15 protein-coding genes are annotated in these 17,802 nt (G+C 68.2%); all 15 read left to right on the plus strand.

Translation table 11 applies throughout. The annotated features are described in order from the left end of the window. Position 1: 1 nt before the first annotated feature. The 15 genes from MJO54_RS07740 (at position 2) to MJO54_RS07810 (ending at position 17,802) form a co-directional block, all read left to right on the plus strand. Positions 2-2,026, plus strand: coding sequence for an acetyl/propionyl/methylcrotonyl-CoA carboxylase subunit alpha (locus tag MJO54_RS07740; RefSeq protein ID WP_046283825.1), 2,025 nt, complete (start codon positions 2-4; stop codon positions 2,024-2,026). Continuing rightward, positions 2,023-3,183, plus strand: coding sequence for an acyl-CoA dehydrogenase family protein (locus MJO54_RS07745; RefSeq protein WP_105294793.1), 1,161 nt, complete (start codon positions 2,023-2,025; stop codon positions 3,181-3,183). The genes MJO54_RS07740 and MJO54_RS07745 overlap by 4 nt, the downstream gene beginning before the upstream one ends. Before the next feature lie 2 nt (positions 3,184-3,185). Continuing rightward, a complete protein-coding gene (locus MJO54_RS07750; protein WP_105294805.1) occupies positions 3,186-3,686 on the plus strand; it encodes a MaoC family dehydratase in 501 nt (166 codons plus the stop codon). After that, complete coding sequence (locus MJO54_RS07755) at positions 3,683-4,483, plus strand: HpcH/HpaI aldolase/citrate lyase family protein (protein WP_105294792.1); 801 nt, start codon at positions 3,683-3,685, stop codon at positions 4,481-4,483. Before MJO54_RS07750 ends, MJO54_RS07755 begins: the two co-directional genes overlap by 4 nt. Positions 4,484-4,506: 23 nt before the next feature. Then, the gene (locus tag MJO54_RS07760; protein WP_046287057.1) at positions 4,507-5,682 is read left to right on the plus strand and encodes an enolase C-terminal domain-like protein; all 1,176 of its coding nucleotides are present in this window, start codon (positions 4,507-4,509) and stop codon (positions 5,680-5,682) included. 4 nt (positions 5,683-5,686) lie between these two features. Further along, the gene (locus MJO54_RS07765; RefSeq protein WP_105294791.1) at positions 5,687-6,610 is read left to right on the plus strand and encodes a ketopantoate reductase family protein; all 924 of its coding nucleotides are present in this window, start codon (positions 5,687-5,689) and stop codon (positions 6,608-6,610) included. Between the two features lie 69 nt (positions 6,611-6,679). Beyond that, entirely contained in the window at positions 6,680-7,501 is an 822-nt protein-coding gene (locus MJO54_RS07770; protein ID WP_105294790.1) for a class I SAM-dependent methyltransferase, read from the plus strand. A gap of 93 nt (positions 7,502-7,594) precedes the next feature. Continuing rightward, on the plus strand, positions 7,595-8,212 hold the full coding sequence (locus MJO54_RS07775; protein WP_065152226.1) for a TetR/AcrR family transcriptional regulator: 618 nt from the start codon (positions 7,595-7,597) through the stop codon (positions 8,210-8,212). Beyond that, positions 8,205-9,278 (plus strand): DUF1214 domain-containing protein, encoded by a 1,074-nt coding sequence (locus MJO54_RS07780; protein ID WP_105294789.1) that lies wholly within the window; start codon positions 8,205-8,207, stop codon positions 9,276-9,278. The genes MJO54_RS07775 and MJO54_RS07780 overlap by 8 nt, the downstream gene beginning before the upstream one ends. Then, positions 9,275-10,522, plus strand: a complete 1,248-nt coding sequence (locus tag MJO54_RS07785) for a sulfotransferase family protein (protein ID WP_205843414.1) — start codon at positions 9,275-9,277, stop codon at positions 10,520-10,522. Before MJO54_RS07780 ends, MJO54_RS07785 begins: the two co-directional genes overlap by 4 nt. A gap of 11 nt (positions 10,523-10,533) precedes the next feature. Continuing rightward, the gene (locus MJO54_RS07790) at positions 10,534-11,595 is read left to right on the plus strand and encodes an NADPH:quinone oxidoreductase family protein (protein WP_165797872.1); all 1,062 of its coding nucleotides are present in this window, start codon (positions 10,534-10,536) and stop codon (positions 11,593-11,595) included. Positions 11,596-11,674: 79 nt separating this feature from the next. Further along, positions 11,675-14,317 carry a multicopper oxidase domain-containing protein gene (locus tag MJO54_RS07795; protein ID WP_052741220.1) on the plus strand — a complete coding sequence of 881 codons (2,643 nt, stop codon included), beginning with the start codon at positions 11,675-11,677 and terminating at the stop codon, positions 14,315-14,317. A gap of 157 nt (positions 14,318-14,474) precedes the next feature. Beyond that, positions 14,475-15,569, plus strand: a complete 1,095-nt coding sequence (gene pdhA, locus MJO54_RS07800) for a pyruvate dehydrogenase (acetyl-transferring) E1 component subunit alpha (RefSeq protein ID WP_046284865.1) — start codon at positions 14,475-14,477, stop codon at positions 15,567-15,569. Continuing rightward, the gene (locus MJO54_RS07805; protein WP_046284866.1) at positions 15,569-16,618 is read left to right on the plus strand and encodes an alpha-ketoacid dehydrogenase subunit beta; all 1,050 of its coding nucleotides are present in this window, start codon (positions 15,569-15,571) and stop codon (positions 16,616-16,618) included. The genes pdhA and MJO54_RS07805 overlap by 1 nt, the downstream gene beginning before the upstream one ends. Next, complete coding sequence (locus tag MJO54_RS07810) at positions 16,615-17,802, plus strand: dihydrolipoamide acetyltransferase family protein (protein ID WP_046284867.1); 1,188 nt, start codon at positions 16,615-16,617, stop codon at positions 17,800-17,802. The genes MJO54_RS07805 and MJO54_RS07810 overlap by 4 nt, the downstream gene beginning before the upstream one ends.

Genomic DNA, 17,802 nt, shown 5'->3' on the forward strand with positions numbered 1-17,802 from the left:
CATGTTCAAAACCGTCTTGATAGCCAACCGCGGTGAGATCGCGGTGCGGGTGATCCGCACCCTGCGCCGGATGGGCATCCGATCAGTGGCCGTCTACAGCGACGCCGACGCCGGGGCGCGCCATGTGCGCGAAGCTGACACCGCGGTGCGCCTGGGGCCCGCACCGGTACTGGAGAGCTACCTGTCGATACCTAAAGTGCTCGAAGCCGCCGCCGCGACCGGCGCCCAGGCCATTCACCCCGGCTACGGATTCCTTTCCGAGAACGCCGGATTCGCGGCCGCCTGCGAGCGGGCCGGAGTGGTCTTCATCGGGCCGCCGGCCCGGGCCATCGAGGTGATGGGCGACAAGATCTCCGCCAAGAACACCGTCACCGCGTTTGAAGTGCCGGTGGTTCCGGGTATCGCCAAACCCGGTCTGTCCGATGACGAGCTGGTGGCCGCGGCAGGCGAGATCGGCTACCCGGTGCTGATCAAGCCCTCGGCCGGCGGCGGAGGCAAGGGCATGCACTTGGTGGAAGAGCCGGCCGGGCTGCGCGCGGCGCTGGCCACCGCACGGCGCGAGGCCGCCTCGGCATTCGGCGACGACACCCTGTTCTTGGAGCGGTTCGTGCTGCGGCCGCGTCACATCGAGGTGCAGGTGCTTGCCGATACCCAAGGCAACGTGGTGCACCTCGGCGAACGCGAATGCAGCCTGCAGCGCCGCCACCAAAAGGTGATCGAGGAGGCGCCGTCGCCGCTGCTGGACGCCGCCACCCGCGACCGCATCGGTACGGCGGCCTGCAACACCGCGCGCAGCGTCGACTACGTCGGCGCCGGCACCGTGGAATTCATCGTCTCCGCCGATCGCCCGGATGAGTTCTTCTTCATGGAGATGAACACCCGACTGCAGGTCGAACACCCCGTCACCGAAGCGATCACCGGCCTGGACCTCGTCGAGTGGCAGGTGCGGGTGGCCGCCGGCGAGAAACTGTCCTTCACCCAGGACGACATCACCTTCACCGGGCACGCCGTGGAAGCTCGGGTGTATGCCGAAGACCCGGCCCGCGGCTTCCTGCCCACCGGCGGGCGAGTGCTGGCGCTACACGAACCCACCGGCGCGGGGGTACGGGTGGACTCGTCGTTGCAGGACGGCACCGTCGTCGGCAGCGACTACGACCCGATGCTGTCCAAGGTGATCGCGCACGGTTGCGACCGGGCGCAGGCACTAGCGCGCCTGGATGCGGCGCTGGCCGGCACCGCGGTGTTCGGGGTGCAGACCAACGTCGAGTTCCTGCGGTTCCTGCTGGCCGATGAGCGGGTGGTCGCCGGTGACCTGGACACCGAACTTTTGGACGCCCGGTCAGGCGATTTCACACCGGTGCCCGCCCCCGATGATGTGTTGGCCGCCGGTGGCCTCTACCGCCAGTGGGAGCTCGCCGGGCGATCTCGGCGCGGTAATCACCGCTCAGCGGGAGAAACCGCGCCGAAATCGCTGTGGGGGATGCCGAGCGGATGGCGCATCGGTGCGGCGGCGCCGGTGCGCACCGAGATGCACACCCCGCTGCGCACCGAGACGGTGTCGGTGTGGGGCCTGCCCGACGCTGCGCAGGTGCAGATCGGCGACGGCGAGATCCAGAGCGCCAGTGCCCATGTGCAAGGCGACCAACTGATCGCGACCGTGGCCGGGCGGCAACGCCGCTACCTGTTCGCCGAGAACGACGGTCAACTGTGGATCAGCGACGAACGCGGAACTTGGCAGCTGCGGGAGGCCGAAGTGGTACGCGTGCACCGCGGCGGCGGGACCCGCAGCGCCGAGATCGCCAGCCCGATGCCGGGCACCGTGATCGCCGTCAGTGCCGACTCGGAATCGACTGTCAGCGAAGGTGATCCCGTGGTCGTAGTCGAGGCGATGAAGATGGAGCACACCCTGACCGCCCCGATCTCCGGCCGGGTCCAGGTGTTGGTAGCGGTGGGCGAGCAAGTGAAGGTGGATCAGGTGCTGGCGCGGCTGATCCCGGAGGAAGAGACCGAGGAAGCGAAATCATGACCACCATCGAGGCAGGAACCCTGCCGAGCCACTACCAGGACCTGCGCGACACCGTCGCCGAGTTCGCCCGCACCGTCGTCGCCCCGGTGGCGGCCAAGCACGACGAAGAGCACAGCTTCCCCTACGAAGTCATCGCCAAGATGGGGGAGATGGGGCTGTTCGGGCTGCCGTTTCCCGAGGAGTACGGCGGCATGGGCGGCGACTACTTCGCCCTGGCGCTCGCCCTGGAGGAACTCGGCAAGGTCGACCAGTCGGTGGCGATGACCCTGGAGGCCGGCGTCGGCCTGGGGGCGATGCCGATCTACCGGTTCGGCTCCGAAGAACAGAAGCAGACCTGGCTGCCGGATCTGGTGACCGGTCGCAGCCTGGCCGGATTCGGCCTGACCGAGCCGGGTGCCGGCTCCGATGCCGGCGGCACCCGGACCACCGCCCGCCGCGACGGCGACGAGTGGGTCATCAACGGCACCAAGCAGTTCATCACCAACTCCGGTACCGACATCACCTCACTGGTGACCGTCACCGCGGTAACCGGAACCCGGCCCGACGGCAAGAAGGACATCTCCACCATCATCGTGCCGTCCGGCACACCGGGATTCACCGTGGAACCGGCCTACAACAAGGTCGGCTGGAACGCCTCGGACACCCACCCGCTCACCTTCACCGACGCCCGCGTCCCCCAAGCCAACCTGCTCGGTGACGAAGGCCGGGGCTACGCCAACTTCCTGTCCATCCTGGACGAGGGCCGCATCGCGATCGCCGCGGTCGCCACCGGGGTAGCGCAGGGCTGCGTCGACGAAAGCGTCAAGTACGCCGGCGAGCGCGAGGCGTTCGGCCAGACCATCGGCTCCTACCAGGCAATCAGCTTCAAGATCGCTCGGATGGAGGCACGTGCCCACGTCGCCCGTACCGCCTACTACGACGCCGCCGCGAAGATGTTGGCGGGCAAGCCGTTCAAGAAGGAAGCGGCGATCGCCAAGATGATCTCCTCGGAAGCGGCGATGGACAACGCCCGTGACGCCACACAGATCCACGGCGGCTACGGCTTCATCAACGAATACCCGGTGGCCCGGCACTACCGCGACAGCAAGATCCTCGAGATCGGCGAGGGCACCACCGAGGTACAGCTGATGCTGATCGCACGATCGCTGGGGTTGTGACGGTGGCCGACAACGAGGGGAAGACCGTCGAGCAGCGCGGACTGTGGTTCGAGGAATACGAGATCGGCACCACCTACCTGCACCGGCCCGGACGAACCATCACCGAAGCCGACAACGTGCTGTTCACCACGCTGACCATGAACACCCAGTCGCTGCACCTGGATGCGGCGTGGGCGGCCCAGCAACCGGGTTTCCGCGGTGAGCGCCTGGTGAATTCGATGTTCACCCTCTCCACGCTGGTCGGCCTGTCGGTGGCACAGCTGACGCTGGGCACCATCGTGGCCAACCTGGGCTTCTCGGAGGTGTCGTTCCCCAAGCCGGTATTTCACGGCGACACGCTCTACGCCGAGACGGTCTGCACCGACAAGCGGGAGTCCAAGAGCCGTCCCGGCGAGGGCATCGTGACGTTGGAGCACGTCGGACGTAACCAGAACGGCGACACCGTTGCCCGCGCGGTACGGACCACGCTGGTGCGCAAGCGGCCGGTCGAGGACGGACGATGAGTAGCGTCGGACCGGCCTGGCTGTTCTGCCCGGCGGATCGCCCCGAGCGATACGGCAAAGCGGCCGCGGTCGCCGACGTGGTGATCCTGGACTTGGAAGACGGTGTGGCCGCAGCGGATCGGCCGGCCGCCCGCGAAGCGCTGCGCAGCACCCCCCTCGATCCGGAGCGGACCGTGGTGCGAGTGAACCCCGCCGGCACCGAGGACCAGGCCCGTGACCTGGAGGCCCTGGCCGACACCGCCTACACGACGGTGATGCTGGCCAAGACCGAATCGGCCGCCCAGGTCGCCGCGCTGGCACCTCGGCAGGTGGTGGCCTTGATCGAGACCCCACGCGGCGCGGTGTTCTGCGCGGATATCGCCGCCGCGGAGCAATGCGTGGCGATGATGTGGGGCGCCGAAGATCTGGTCGCGGCCATGGGCGGAGGCTCCAGTCGGCACGCCGATGGCCGGTATCGCGATGTGGCCCGCCACGTGCGCTCAAGTGTGTTGTTGGCGGCATCGACGTTCGGTCGGGCCGCGCTAGACGCCGTCTACCTCAACATCGGCGACCTCGAAGGGCTCAAAGCCGAAGCACTCGATGGCGCCGCGGTCGGATTCGCTGCTACGGTGTGCATCCACCCGAGCCAGATCGCGGTGGTCCGCGACGCCTATCGGCCCGCCCCGGAGCGGGTTGACTGGGCGCGCAGGGTGCTCGCCGCGGCGCAGACCGAGCGTGGGGTGTTCGCGTTCGAAGGACAGATGGTCGACTCCCCGGTGCTGCGGCACGCCGAAGCCATCCTGCGACGAGCGGATTGACGCACCAGGAGGACTGACAGCGCATGCGCATCACCCAGATCATCGAGACACCGGTGCGCTTGCGCGGCGAGGTCGCCAACGCCTTGGTGGATTTCTCCCGGCACACGGTGTCACTGGTCGCGGTGATCAGCGATCAGATGCGCGACGGGAAACCGGTGACCGGGGTCGCGTTCAACTCGATCGGCCGTTTCGCCCAGAGCGGCATCCTGGCCGACCGGATGATCCCGCGAGTGCTGAGCGCGAAGCCGGAGTCGCTGCTTGACGACGCCGGCCGGATCGACCCCGCGCGGGTACTGGGCGCTGCGCTGGCCGACGAGAAGCCCGGCGGGCACGGCGACCGGGCCGGTGCGGCAGCAGCATTGGAGCTGGCGTGCTGGGACCTCAATGCCAAACTCGCCGACGAGCCCGCCTACCGCACCATCGCTGAGTACTTCGGCCGCGACACCGTTCCCGCGGCTGTCCCGGTGTATGCCGCCGGCGGCTATTACTACCCGGGCGATGATTCGGACGCCGGCCTGGACCGGCTGCGCAGCGAGATCCGCGGCTATCTCGATCTGGGCTACGACGCGGTCAAGATGAAGATCGGTGGCGCGTCGACGAGCGAGGACCTGGCGCGCATCGAAGCTGTGATCGACATCGTCGGCAGCGGTGGCCGGGTCGCCGTCGACGCCAATGGCCGGTTCGACGAGGCCGCCGCAGTGCAGTGGGCACAGACGCTGATCCCGTATGGCCTGCGCTGGTACGAAGAGCCCGGTGACCCGCTCGATTTCGCATTGAATGCCGCGGTCATTGAGGCCTACGACGGCGCCATCGCCACCGGAGAGAACCTGTTCTCGGTGCGCGATGCGACCAACCTGGTTCGCTATGCCGGCATGCGGCCGGAGATCGACATCTTCCAGATGGACGCCGGACTCAGCTACGGGCTGACCGAATACGCCCGGATGATCGAGACGCTCGAACGGCACGGGTTTGATCGTCGCTTCGCCTTCCCGCACGGCGGGCACCTGATCAATCTGCACATTGTGGTGGCGCTGGGTCTAGGCGGCTGCGAGTCCTATCCCGGGGTGTTCGCACCGTTCGGCGGCTATGCGCCGGGTTGTGTACTGGCCGAGGGGACCATCGCGCCGACCGACGCCCCGGGTTTCGGGCTGGAGGAGAAGCCCGACCTGGCCGCCGTGATCGCCGACCTGGTGGGATGAGCAGATGAAGATCGCGGTCATCGGTTGCGGCGCCATGGGTTCCATCTACGCCGCCAAGTTGGCGGCGGCCGGCAATGATGTGCTGGCCGTGGATCGGTCGCGCGCGCACGTCGACGCCATCGCCGCGGGCGGCCTGCGGATCAGCGGGCCGCAGCCCGAACAGGTGGTTCGCATGCGCGCGGCCACCACCGCGCCGGCCGAGCCGATGGATCTGGTGGTGCTGGCGGTCAAGGCCGCCGACGTCGCCACCGGAGCCAATCAGGCGCTGTCCCTGCTCGGCGAGAACACGCCGGTGTTGACCATCCAGAACGGACTCGGTTCGGCCGACACCGTCGCCGACATCGTCGGCGGGGCCCGTGTTGCGGTCGGCATCGCCAGTGGATTCGGCGCCTCGCGTCCCGCCCCGGGGCATGTGCACCACAACGCGATGCGCGCCGTCCGGTTCGGCGCCTATGCGGCGCTGCCGTTTTCGACCGTCGACCAGATCGCGCGGGTGTGGTCGGAGGCGGGATTCGACGCGGCCGCGGTCGCCGACATCGCCGCCATGCAGTGGGAGAAGCTGATCTGCAACGCCGCCTACAGTGCGCCGTGCGCGCTGACCGGCATGACGGTGGGGCAGGTCATGGACGACGCAGACATGGGACCGGTCAGCCGCGCCACCGCAACCGAGGCCTGGACGGTGGCCCGGGCCGCCGGGATCGGCATCGACGTGGCAGATCCGGTCGAACATGTCCGGGCCTTCGGTGCGCAGATGCCGAACGCCAAACCATCTGCGCTGCTGGATCATCTGGCCCGCCGCGTCAGCGAGATCGACGTCATCAACGGTGCCGTGGTGCGCACGGCCGCGCAGGTGGGGGAGCAGGTCCCGGTGAACGCCACGCTGACCGCGCTGGTCAAAGCGGTTGAACATCAGTGGATAACGCCCTAGGGCTGAACACCACGCCGAGACGCGTTCAGCTCCACCCGGTAGCCGCCGGCGGCGCTAGCGTGGATTGGCATGACCGATGACAAGGCGCGGGTGGACCTGAGCGGGTCACCGCAGACCATGCTCGCGACGCTGTACGCCAAGGCGCTGGATGCCGATCTGCCCGAACCGATCCTGGGGGATCGCTACGCCAAGGACGTGGTCGCACGCATCGACTACGACTGGCGCAAGACAACCATCACCGCGGCTCGATCTCCGTCGGTGACCACCCGTGCGGCGCACTTCGACTCCTGGGCCCGCCGATTCCTGGCGGCCAACCCCGGCGCGGTGGTGTTGCACCTTGGCTGCGGGCTCGACGCCCGATACTTCCGGCTGCAACCGGGCGATGGAATCGACTGGTATGACATCGACTATCCCGATGTCGCCGCCCTGCGTCGGCAGCTGCTGCCCGATCAACCCCACAACCACGTGGTGGCGGCGTCGGTCACCGACCCGGCATGGTTCGCCGAAATACCCACCGGCCGTCCGACATTGATGCTCGGCGAAGGCCTGACCATGTACCTCACCGAATCCGACGGGGTGGCGTTACTGCGCCGTGTCGTCGAGCACGCACCGAGCGGGGAGCTGCAGTTCGATGCCTTCAACTGGCTGGGCATCAAGTCGCAATGGTCCAACGCGGTGGTGCGCAAATCCGGGGCGACGCTGCACTGGGCGATCAACGGCCCCGACGACATTCTTGCCGCGGTACCGGGCACCCGGCTCCTGCAATGGGAGCGCTGGTTCGAGTCGGCCACCTTTGCCCAACTGCCGCGCGCCTACCGGGCGCTGGGCAAGGCGATGTCGTTGATTCCGGCGGTGGCGAACATGTCGCAGTACCACCGCTACGCCTTCTGAACTGCGCAGACAAGGCGGGTCGCGAAACCATTGACGAATTACGTTACGTAATGTAATTGTTTAGGGCGTGAGTCGCCGACAGCGGATGCCACAGTGACGGCGGGCCCGGACCCGGCCCCGGCCGGTCGCGGACGCCCGCGCGATCCGCGCACCGAGCAGGCCATCACCGAAGCGGCCCGCCGACTGCTGGCCCGCGACGGCTACGACCAGGTGTCCATCGAGGCGATCGCCCGCGAGGCAGACGTCAGCCGCCCCACCGTCTACCGACGCTGGCCCTCGAAGACCCATCTGGTGTTCGACGCGGTCTTCGGTGCCTCCGAGGTCGGTGACGTGCTGACCAGCTCCGGCGACTTCGAAGCAGACCTGCGCCAATTCGTTGCCGGGGTGTTCGAGTTCTGGCGCGCACCGGACGTGGCCGCGGCGGCACTGGGCATCCTGGCCGATCGCCACCGCGACCCGGAACTGTTCATCCGCACCCAACAGCTGCTCGACGAGACGACCCGCACCGCATTCGGTGTGCTGGTCCGCGCAGGCATCGACCAAGGCGTGCTCGATGCCGACATCGATATCGAGATCGCCTATGACGCTTTGGTAGGCACCAGCTTCTACATCGCCCAAGTCTTGGCCACCGAGACCGTTGACGCCGCTGCCGACAGGCTGTGCTCCCTACTGCTGCAGGGAATGAGAAAGAAGGAGAACCGGGATGAGTGACGAGCCATCCGAGCTGTCTGAGGCCTTTGCAGGCCTGCTCGACGAGGTCCGTGCCGTCGAGCAACGCCTGCTGACCGCCGATCCGCCGCTGGAGGAGGCCGATGTCCTCGACGGCTACCGATGGGCGTTGAGCCTGCTGCGCGTCGCCTCCGAGGCCTACATCTGGGGCGATGCGGACAAGCCGATCCTGGTCGACGTGATCGGCCCCTATCTCAAGTGGGGCGGCGACAATTCGGATGCCTTCTACCAGCTGGCGCCCGTCGACCCGAGCCGCAGCTACCGGGTCACCGGCAACCGCGGCGACGCGGTCTACCTGTCCATGACCGTCTACGGCGGCCCCGACGACGGCCGCTACAGCGACCGCATCATCGACACCATCAACGACCGCGACCTCGGCTGCGACGCCGACGGCAACTTCGAATTCATCATCAGCGCGCAAGAGCAGCAAGGCAACTGGCTCAAACTGGAACCCGACGCCGTATTCATCCTGACCCGCGACTACCTCACCGACCCCGGCACCGATCGGCGTGTGCAGTGGAAGATCGAGGCGCTTGACGACACCCCGCGACGTCCCGACAGCCGGGTCGACCTGAGCCGGCGGATGCGCGCGGCGCGCACCTGGATTCGTGAACAGGCCGCCATGGCGCCCGTGCGGCTACCGGCCAACGTGCTGCAGGAGCCCTACCCGGTTCCCAGCCGCACCGTGGGCTGGGCTGCTGGTGATGCCGCCTATTCGATGGGCGCTTACGAACTGCAACCCGGCCAGGCGCTGGTCATCGACGGAACCTCACCGGAGTGTGTGTTCTGGAATCTGTGCCTGTGGAATCCGTTCCTGCACACCTACGACTACACCCGCGAGCGGGTCACCATCAACGGCGCGCACGTCACCTACGCCGCCGACGGGTCCTGGCAGATCGTGATCAGCGAAACCGATCCCGGACATCCGAATTGGGTGTCCACCGCGGGCCGGTCGAAAGGACTGATCTGGCTGCGCTGGTTCCTTCCCGAGTCCACCCCCGCCCCGCTGAACTGTCGGGTCGTCGACGTCGAAGAGCTGGCCTCGTGAGCGCCGCTACCCGCCCGGGCGCCATCCGGCTTGAAGACCTTGCCAACCCGGTGTTTCCCGAGGCCGCCGGCCCGATGCGCGACGGCCTGGCCGGTTACGGCGCGATCCTGCAACTCACACCGGAAGCCCTGCGGCAGGCCGCGATCGAACGAACAGGCCTCGACAACTGGGGCGACAATGGGTTCGCCGAACGCCTCGACGTGCTGTGCGGTTCGCTGAACGCCGAAGCAGACCTGTCCGGTGTCGGCCGGGCGATGGCCTTCGAGCAACTGGTCGGCCACCTGGTCAACCGGCTTCGGCTGGAAGATCTGATCACGGCGAACCCCGAGATCGAGAGCGTCGAGATAGAACGCCCGATCATCATCTGCGGGCTGCCACGCACCGGCACCACCCACCTGCACAACCTGATCGCGGCCGACCCGGCACTGCGCTACCTGCCCTACTGGGAGAGCATGGAGCCGGTTCCCACGCCGGGCGAACCCGATCCACAGGCCAGGCGAGACCGCTGCGCCGTCGGCCTGGATCTGATCAATACCTCGATGCCCGAGTTCAAGCGCATGCATGACATGACCGTCGATCACGCGCATGAAGAGATTCAGCTGCTGGGCAACGACATCTCCGGAATGCTGTTCGAATGTAGTTACTACCTCCCGACATTCGCGCAGCACTACAAGACACACGATCAGAGCGCGTCGTACGCCTATATGAAGCGCACGTTGCAGGCACTGCAATGGCTGCGCGGAGGGACCCGCTGGGTGCTCAAATCGCCCCAGCATCTTGAGCAGTTCCCCGCGCTGTATGCGACCTTCCCCGACGCCACCTTCGTTGTCACCCATCGGGATCCGGTCGAGGTGACGCGATCGATGGCCACCATGATCAGCTATGCGGCGCGCATGGCCTGCGACCGTCCCGATCCGGTCAAGATCTCGAAGTACTGGTTGGACCGGGCCGACGACCTGCTCACCGGCTGCCTGCGCGACCGCGACGTGCTGCCGGCGGCACAGTCCGTCGACGTGCGGTTCGAGGACTTCATGGCCGATGAGGACGGGACCGTCGCTGCCATCTACGAGCTTGCGGGCCAGCCGCTGGACACCCGGGCCAAAGACGCGATGACGCAGTTCTGCATTGAGCACCCCCGCGGGCGCTACGGCGCGGTCGACTACCAGCCGGCCGACCTGGGGCTGGATGCCGACGAGGTGGCAAACCGCCTGCGCGCCTACCGAAATCAATTCGTCGCCGACTAATGGGAGAAACCATGAATCAACCGATCTCCGCCGACGCCTGGGTCGCCACCGAACTCGGTGACCCGGCCAAAGTGCTGGCCCGCCAAAGCGTCGAGGTACGCGCGCCCGGACCCGGCGAAATCCGGGTCGCGGTCAACGCGTTCTGCCTCAACTTCAACGACATCGACATCATCCAGGGCCGCTACACGACCCTGCCGCTGCAGCCGCCGTTCGTGCCCGGTATGGAGACCGTCGGAGTCGTGGAAAGCGCCGGCCAGGGCGCCGAGCATCTCATCGGTCGGCGCATCGTCGGCATCCCGGTGATGGCCTTCGGCGGGTACGCCTCCTACGCGATCGTCGACGCGGCGACCGCTCTGGACCTGCCGGACTGGGTCAGCGACGTCGACGGCGCCGCCCTGCACTACCCGTTCCACCTGGGCTGGTTCGCGTTGCGCGAGCGTGGCCGCCTCAAGCCGGGGGAGACCCTGCTGGTGCACGCCGCCGCGGGTGGCACCGGATCCGGTGCTTTGGTGCTCGGCAAAGCGCTGGGCGCTCGGGTGATCGCCACCGCCGGGAGCGATGAGAAGGTCGAATTCTGCAAAGAACTCGGCGCCGACCATGCGATCAACTACCGCAACGGTGACTGGGTTGAGCAGGTCGTGGAACTGACCTACGGCCGTGGTGTCGACGTCGCGTTCGACGCGGTCGGCGGGGACGTGGCGGTACAGACATTCCGCTGTATGGGCCTCAACGGCCGGTACCTGATGGCGGGATTCGCCCAGGACATCGCGCTGGAGGACGGCGACTATCTCTCGCCACGACCCATCGCCTACAGCAACTTCGATGTGTGCGGGGTATGCCTGGTCTACGTCAACGACCCGGTGGCGATCCGGCGCACCCTGGGCTTCAACTGGCCGGCCCGTTCGGAGGGGCTGGAAGCGCACGCGAAGATCCTGGAGTTGCTGCGTACCGGAAAGATCCGCACCGTCGTCGGTGCAGAGGTCCCCTGGGGTGATCTGCCGAATGCCTTGGAGCGCATGGCCGCCCGCCAGACCACCGGACGCCTGGTGGTCACCACCGACCGTCCCCGGTAGGCCGCCGCGATCCAACCGATGGCTTTCGATGTCAAAGGTCACTTCCGGCTGAGCGCGTCGCCACCGTAGCCTGGCGAACATGATTCAGTTGGGGCCGCCGCCCCCGGCGCCGGTCGTCAAACCCCGCCGCCGGGGTGGACCGCGCGGGCCGGTGTTCCTGGGCGCCAACATCGTGGTGCTGGGCTGGCTGGCCCTCGCGGTCGCGTTGCTAGTTGCGCACAACGTCGTTGCGCATCCGATCTGGCTGCCGGTGCACGCACTGCTGCTCGGCGCGGCCACCAACGCGATCGTGATCTGGTCGGGACACTTCACCACCACGCTGTGCCGGGTTCCCGACCCGCCGCAGTGGCACCTGGTGGCCAAACTGGCACTGCTCAACCTCGCCGTGATCGCGACCCTGGCCGGGGTGGCCTTCAACACCGAGGCCCTGACCGGGATGGGTGGCACGGCCGTGGCCGTGGTGGCCGTCGCCCACGGTGCCGAGTTGATCGCGATGAAGAAGCGCGCCCTCTCGGCGCGCTTCGACTACCTGGTCGGTTTCTACCTGGCGGCCATCGCAGCGCTGCTGGCCGGATCGGCGACCGGTGCTGCCATGGCCTTCGGGGTGGCCCGCTGGTATGCGCGGCTGTGGACCACCCACGTGCACGTGATGCTCTACGGGTGGATCGGGCTGACGGTGGTGGGCACCTTGTTCACCTTGTGGCCCACCACAATCCGAGAGAAGATCACCCCGCGCAGCTTTGCGATGGCCAGGCGTGCGCTGCCGACGCTGACGGTCGGGCTGACCGTCGCCGCCGCCGGTCTGCTCACCGACAGTTGGTGGCTGACCGCGGCAGGACTGCTGGGTTATGCGGTCGGAGTCGGTCTGTCGATCGTCGGGCTGTGGCCAGGACGTAGCTTCACCGGACCGGCGGCCTGGATGCTGGTCGGCGCGACGGCCTGGCTCGGGGTCGCCGTCATGACCGAGACGATCCGTCTGATCGCCGCCCGCTCCGTCGACGTACTGCCCGCGTTCGTGGAGAACACCCTGTTGCCGCTGCTGGCGGTCGGATTCGTCGCCCAGATCTTGCTGGGCGCCCTGAGCCAGCTGCTGCCGATCCTGGTGGCCAACGGCCCACCCGTTCGCAAAGCCGTCATCAGCTACTTGGACCAGGGCTGGCAGGCCCGGGTGTGCGCGATCAACATCGCCGTGCCGTTGGTCGCCGGGCCGTGGCGGGCGCCGCTGCCGTTGATCGGCTGGGTGCTGGCCGCGGTCGCGGTCGCCAGCTTCGTCCTCCTGGCGCTGCGGCTCGCGCTGCCCGTGGCGCTGCGCGGCCCGCTCGATGTCGATGCGATCGCGCCGCATTCCCGAGCGGTCACCGGGGCGGTCGCCGCCGCCGCGGTGGCCGCGGTCGCCGCCGCGCTGGGGTTAGGTGTCGGCGGCTCGGCCCCCTCGGGCGCCGCCGGTGTCTCCGGTGAAGCCCGCACTGTCGACGTCACGCTGAAGAACATGCGGTTCTCCCCGGATGTGATCAATGTGCCGGCCGGAACCCGGCTGGTGCTGCGAGTCACCAACATCGACGGACTGCCGCACGACTTGCACGTCGACACCGGCGAGCACACCCCGCGGTTGAGTCGCGGCCAGACCGCGATGCTGGATCTCGGTGCAGTGCACCAGGACCGGGAGGCGTGGTGCGACGTACCCGGCCACCGGGCCGCGGGCATGACGATGACGATCCACGCCGTCGGTGGTGCCCCGCGCCACGAGCACACCGGCGGGGGACATGGTGGCCTGCCCGCGCCGACGGTCTTGGACCTGGCCGCCGACCCGTCGCCAGGCTGGACGCCGCGCGACGCGGTGCTGGCACCGGCAAAGCCGGGAGTGCACCGGGTGGAACTGCGCGCCGTCGACCGAGAACTGGAGATCGCGCCCGGTCGCCGGGAGACCCGCTGGACCTTCGGCGGCGTCGAGCCGGCCCCGACCCTGCACGGCCGGGTCGGAGACACCTTCGAGATCACGCTGATCAACGACGCGACCATGGGCCACGGAATCGACTTTCACGCCGGAGCGCTCGCCCCGGACCAACCGATGCGCACCTTGGCGCCGGGGGAGCGGCTGGTCTACCGGTTCACGGCGCACCGGGCCGGCGCCTGGCTGTACCACTGCAGCACCCCGCCGATGGCGCTGCACATCGCCAACGGCATGTACGGCGCCGTGATCATCGACCCGCCCGGGCTACCGGCAGTGGATCGGGAATACGCGTTGGTCGGCGCCCAGCTCTATGCGAGCGCACCGGATTCCGACGCCCAAACCACGGCCATCCGCGCCGGCCAGCCCGACGGGTGGATGTTCAACGGGACCGCGGCCCAGTACATGCACGCCCCGCTGCCGGCCCGCACCGGTGAACGGGTGCGCGTCTGGGTGGTCAACGCGGGTCCGGGCGACTCGATCGCATTCCACGTCGTCGGGACGCAGTTCGACACCGTCTACAAAGAGGGCGCCTGGCTGCTGCGGCCCGGCGGTTCAGCGCGGCTCGACGGAGGAGGGGCGAGGCTGGGACCGCCGCATGAGCCGAGTGACCCGTTGGCACCGGCGGGGGGAGCGCAGGCCCTCGACCTGGCGCCGGCCCAGGGCGGCTTCGTCGAGCTCACCTTCCCTGAACCGGGCCACTATCCGTTCATGGATCACGACATGCGGCACGCCGAGAACGGGGCGCACGGCATCTTCGCAGTGACGGGTTAGCCCCGGTCCGTAGAACACGCCGAGTGTGCGGTTTCGTACGTGACAAGCCGTTTTCGACCACCAAACCGCACACTCGGCGAGTAGCCACGCCGCATCGGATCACCAGGGCTTTCTGCGTTCGCTGGCATAATGAGATCAGCGTCACAAGGAGGCTCACATGGGCCAGCTGCCAGGCATTACCGGTCCGCAGGTCGCCCTGGAGCCTGTGCAGCTGATCGCGCCGGATGGGGCGCCTACCGCCGAGAATCGCTATAGCCGGGACCTGCCCGAAGAGACCCTCTGTTGGCTCTACGAGCTGATGGTGCTCACCCGTGAACTCGACACCGAGCTGGTCAACCTGCAACGCCAGGGCGAGCTGGGGCTCTACGCGTCGTGCCGCGGCCAGGAGGCCGCCCAGGTCGGCGCCGCCGCGTGCCTGCGCAAATCCGACTGGCTGTTCCCGCAGTACCGCGAGCTGGGAGTCTTCGTCACCCGGGGCATCCCGCCGTGGCACCTCGCGGCCGCCTGGCGTGGAACCTGGAACGGCGGCCTGGAGTTCACCGAGAAGAACTGCGCGCCGATCTCGATTCCGATCGGCACCCAGACGCTGCATGCGGTGGGCGCGGCGATGGCCGCCCAACGCCTGGCCGAGGATTCCGTCACCGTCGCCTTCACCGGCGACGGCGCCACCAGCGAGGGCGACGTACACGAGGCACTCAATTTCGCCGCTGTGTTCACCGCCCCGTGTGTGTTCTACGTGCAGAACAACCAGTGGGCAATCTCGGTGCCGCTGCGCAAGCAGACCGCCGCCGTCTCGCTGGCGCACAAGGCAATCGGCTACGGCATGCCGGGCATCCGGGTGGACGGCAACGATCCGCTGGCCTGCTATGCGGTGACGGCCGAGGCCGCCGACCGGGCGCGACACGGTGGTGGGCCGAGCCTGATCGAGGCCGTCACTTACCGGCTCGGCCCGCACACCACCTCCGATGATCCGACCCGCTACCGCAGTGACGCCGAAGTTGACCAGTGGGCATCACTGGACCCGATCCCGCGCTACCGCACCTATTTACGCAATATCGGCGTGTGGTCGCAGCGCCTAGAGGACCGGGTCGATGCTCGGGCCAAGCGCGTACGCAGCGAGCTGCGAGATGCCACGGTCGGGGCCGCCGATGCCGACATCGACGAAGTATTCACCTCCGTCTACGCCGACATCACCTCGGATCTGCAGCAGCAGCGTGCCGCGCTGCGCGCCGAATTGGGCAGGGGGCGCTGATGACCCAGATCCTCGAACCACCTACCCGCGCGGCGACCCCTACCGCGGCGGCCGGCTCCAGCACCCGCACCGAAGAGCTGACCATGGTGGCGGCGCTCAACCGGGCATTGCGCGATGCGATGGACACCGATCTCAAGGTCCTGGTGTTCGGCACCGACGTCGGCGTGCAGGGCGGGGTTTTCCGGGTGACCGATGGTCTGGCCGAAACCTTCGGTGAGCAACGCTGTTTCGACACACCGCTGGCGGAATCGGCGGTGATCGGCATCGCCATCGGTTTGGCGATTCGCGGCTTCGTCCCGGTTCCGGAGATCCAGTTCGACGGATTCAGCTACCCGGCATTGGACCAGGTGGTCAGCCACCTGGCCAAGTACCGGACCCGGACTCGCGGCGCGGTGTCGATGCCGGTGACCGTGCGCATCCCGTCGTTCGGTGGAATCGGTGCGGCCGAGCATCATTCGGAATCCACCGAAACCTATTGGGCGCACACCGCCGGACTGAAGGTGGTGGTGCCCGCCGATCCGTCGGACGCCTACTGGCTACTGCGCCACGCGATCGCCACTCCCGACCCGGTGATGTTCCTTGAGCCCAAGCGGCGGTACTGGGCCCGCGGGCCCGTCGACACCGAACACCCGGCGCCGGGCATCGGGTGTGCTGCCGTTCGCCGGTCCGGTACCGACGTCACGGTGCTCACCTATGGCGGCGGGGTGGCCACCGCGCTGTCCGCGGCCGACATCGGCGCGCAACAGCACGGGTGGAGCCTGGAGGTGGTCGACCTGCGCTCGCTGGTACCACTCGACTTCGACACCGTCGCGGCGTCGGTGCGGCGCACCGGGCGATGCGTGGTGCTGCACGAGGGTCCGCGCAACCTCGGCTACGGCGCCGAACTGGCTGCGCGCATCTCCGAGGAACTGTTCTACGAGTTGGAGGCACCGGTATTGCGCGCCAGCGGATTCGACACCCCGTATCCACCGGCCCGGTTGGAACGCCTGTGGCTGCCCGGCCCCGATCGGTTGCTGGACTACGTGCAGCGCGTCCTAGAGGCGCCGTGAGTACCGAGACAGTCCAGACCTTCACCGTCCCCGATCTCGGGGAGGGCCTTGAAGAGGTGACGGTGACCAGCTGGAACGTCGCCGTCGGTGATCAGATCGAACTCAACCAGGTGTTGTGCTCGGTGGAGACCGCCAAAGCCGAGGTGGAGATCCCCAGCCCGTATGCCGGCCGGGTGGTCGAGCTGGGCGGCGCGGTGGGAGACGTACTCGCGGTCGGGGCGCCCCTGGTACGTATCGACACCGGTACAACGGCCGAGCGCCCAGCCGCGCCCGCCGGGCGCGCCCCGGTGCTGGTCGGCTACGGCGCCGACGACACCTTCGACACCAGCCGCCGCGCCTGCACGTCCACCAGCGGGCGGCCCAAGGCCAAGCCGGGTGCCCGCAAGCTCGCCGCCGAGTTGGGCGTCGACTTGAGCCGGGTGCCGCCCGGACCGAGCGGCGTGATCACCCCCGATGGTGTGCGAGCAGCCGCCGGCCAGGCGGCTCCCGACGGTGAACTTCGTCCGCCCAGCCCGGTGCAGGCGGCCATGGCCGAGCGGATGACACTGTCCCGCAGCAAGATCCCCGACGCGCACGCCAGCGTGCAGGTAGACGGCACCAACCTGCTGCAGCTGCGGGATCGGCTCGTCGAGACAGGCGGCGCGACGATCACCCCATTCGTGCTGATCCTGCGGCTGTTGGTCATCGCCCTGACTCGCCACCCGGTGCTCAACGCCACCTGGGTCGAAGCGCCGCAGGGCCCGATGATCCGCACCCACCACGGCGTGCATCTGGGTTTCGGGGTGGCCGCGCCCCGGGGCCTGCTGGTGCCGGTGGTGTTCGACGCGCACCGCAAAACCACTCGCGAACTCGCCGACACCGTGGCGCGGCTGATCGCCGAGGCCCGGGCCGGCACCCTCAAGCCGGCCGAGCTGCAGGGATCGACGTTCACGGTCTCCAACTTCGGGGCACTCGGCCTCGACGACGGGGTGCCGGTGATCAATTACCCGGAGGCGGCCATCCTGGGGATCGGTTCGCTCAAACCACGGCCGGTGGCGGTGGACGACACCGTCGTCGTGCGTCCACAGCTGACCCTGACGTGCGCATTCGACCACCGCGTCGCCGACGGCGCGCAGATCGCCGAATTCCTGTGTGCGCTTCGCGATCTGATTGAAGAACCCGAGATCGCGCTACTGGATCTGTAG

The organism is Mycolicibacter virginiensis, assembly GCF_022374935.2.
Lineage (GTDB): Bacteria > Actinomycetota > Actinomycetes > Mycobacteriales > Mycobacteriaceae > Mycobacterium > Mycobacterium virginiense.

What these genes read in the sequence shown, in the direction of transcription:
- MJO54_RS07790 (WP_165797872.1), top strand. Translation starts at nt 10,534, where the DNA reads ATGAATCAACCGATCTCCGCCGACGCCTGGGTCGCCACCGAACTCGGT.
- pdhA (WP_046284865.1), top strand. Translation starts at nt 14,475, where the DNA reads ATGGGCCAGCTGCCAGGCATTACCGGTCCGCAGGTCGCCCTGGAGCCT.
- MJO54_RS07755 (WP_105294792.1), top strand. Translation starts at nt 3,683, where the DNA reads ATGAGTAGCGTCGGACCGGCCTGGCTGTTCTGCCCGGCGGATCGCCCC.
- MJO54_RS07760 (WP_046287057.1), top strand. Translation starts at nt 4,507, where the DNA reads ATGCGCATCACCCAGATCATCGAGACACCGGTGCGCTTGCGCGGCGAG.
- MJO54_RS07770 (WP_105294790.1), top strand. Translation starts at nt 6,680, where the DNA reads ATGACCGATGACAAGGCGCGGGTGGACCTGAGCGGGTCACCGCAGACC.
- MJO54_RS07805 (WP_046284866.1), top strand. Translation starts at nt 15,569, where the DNA reads ATGACCCAGATCCTCGAACCACCTACCCGCGCGGCGACCCCTACCGCG.
- MJO54_RS07795 (WP_052741220.1), top strand. Translation starts at nt 11,675, where the DNA reads ATGATTCAGTTGGGGCCGCCGCCCCCGGCGCCGGTCGTCAAACCCCGC.
- MJO54_RS07765 (WP_105294791.1), top strand. Translation starts at nt 5,687, where the DNA reads ATGAAGATCGCGGTCATCGGTTGCGGCGCCATGGGTTCCATCTACGCC.
- MJO54_RS07740 (WP_046283825.1), top strand. Translation starts at nt 2, where the DNA reads ATGTTCAAAACCGTCTTGATAGCCAACCGCGGTGAGATCGCGGTGCGG.
- MJO54_RS07745 (WP_105294793.1), top strand. Translation starts at nt 2,023, where the DNA reads ATGACCACCATCGAGGCAGGAACCCTGCCGAGCCACTACCAGGACCTG.
- MJO54_RS07780 (WP_105294789.1), top strand. Translation starts at nt 8,205, where the DNA reads ATGAGTGACGAGCCATCCGAGCTGTCTGAGGCCTTTGCAGGCCTGCTC.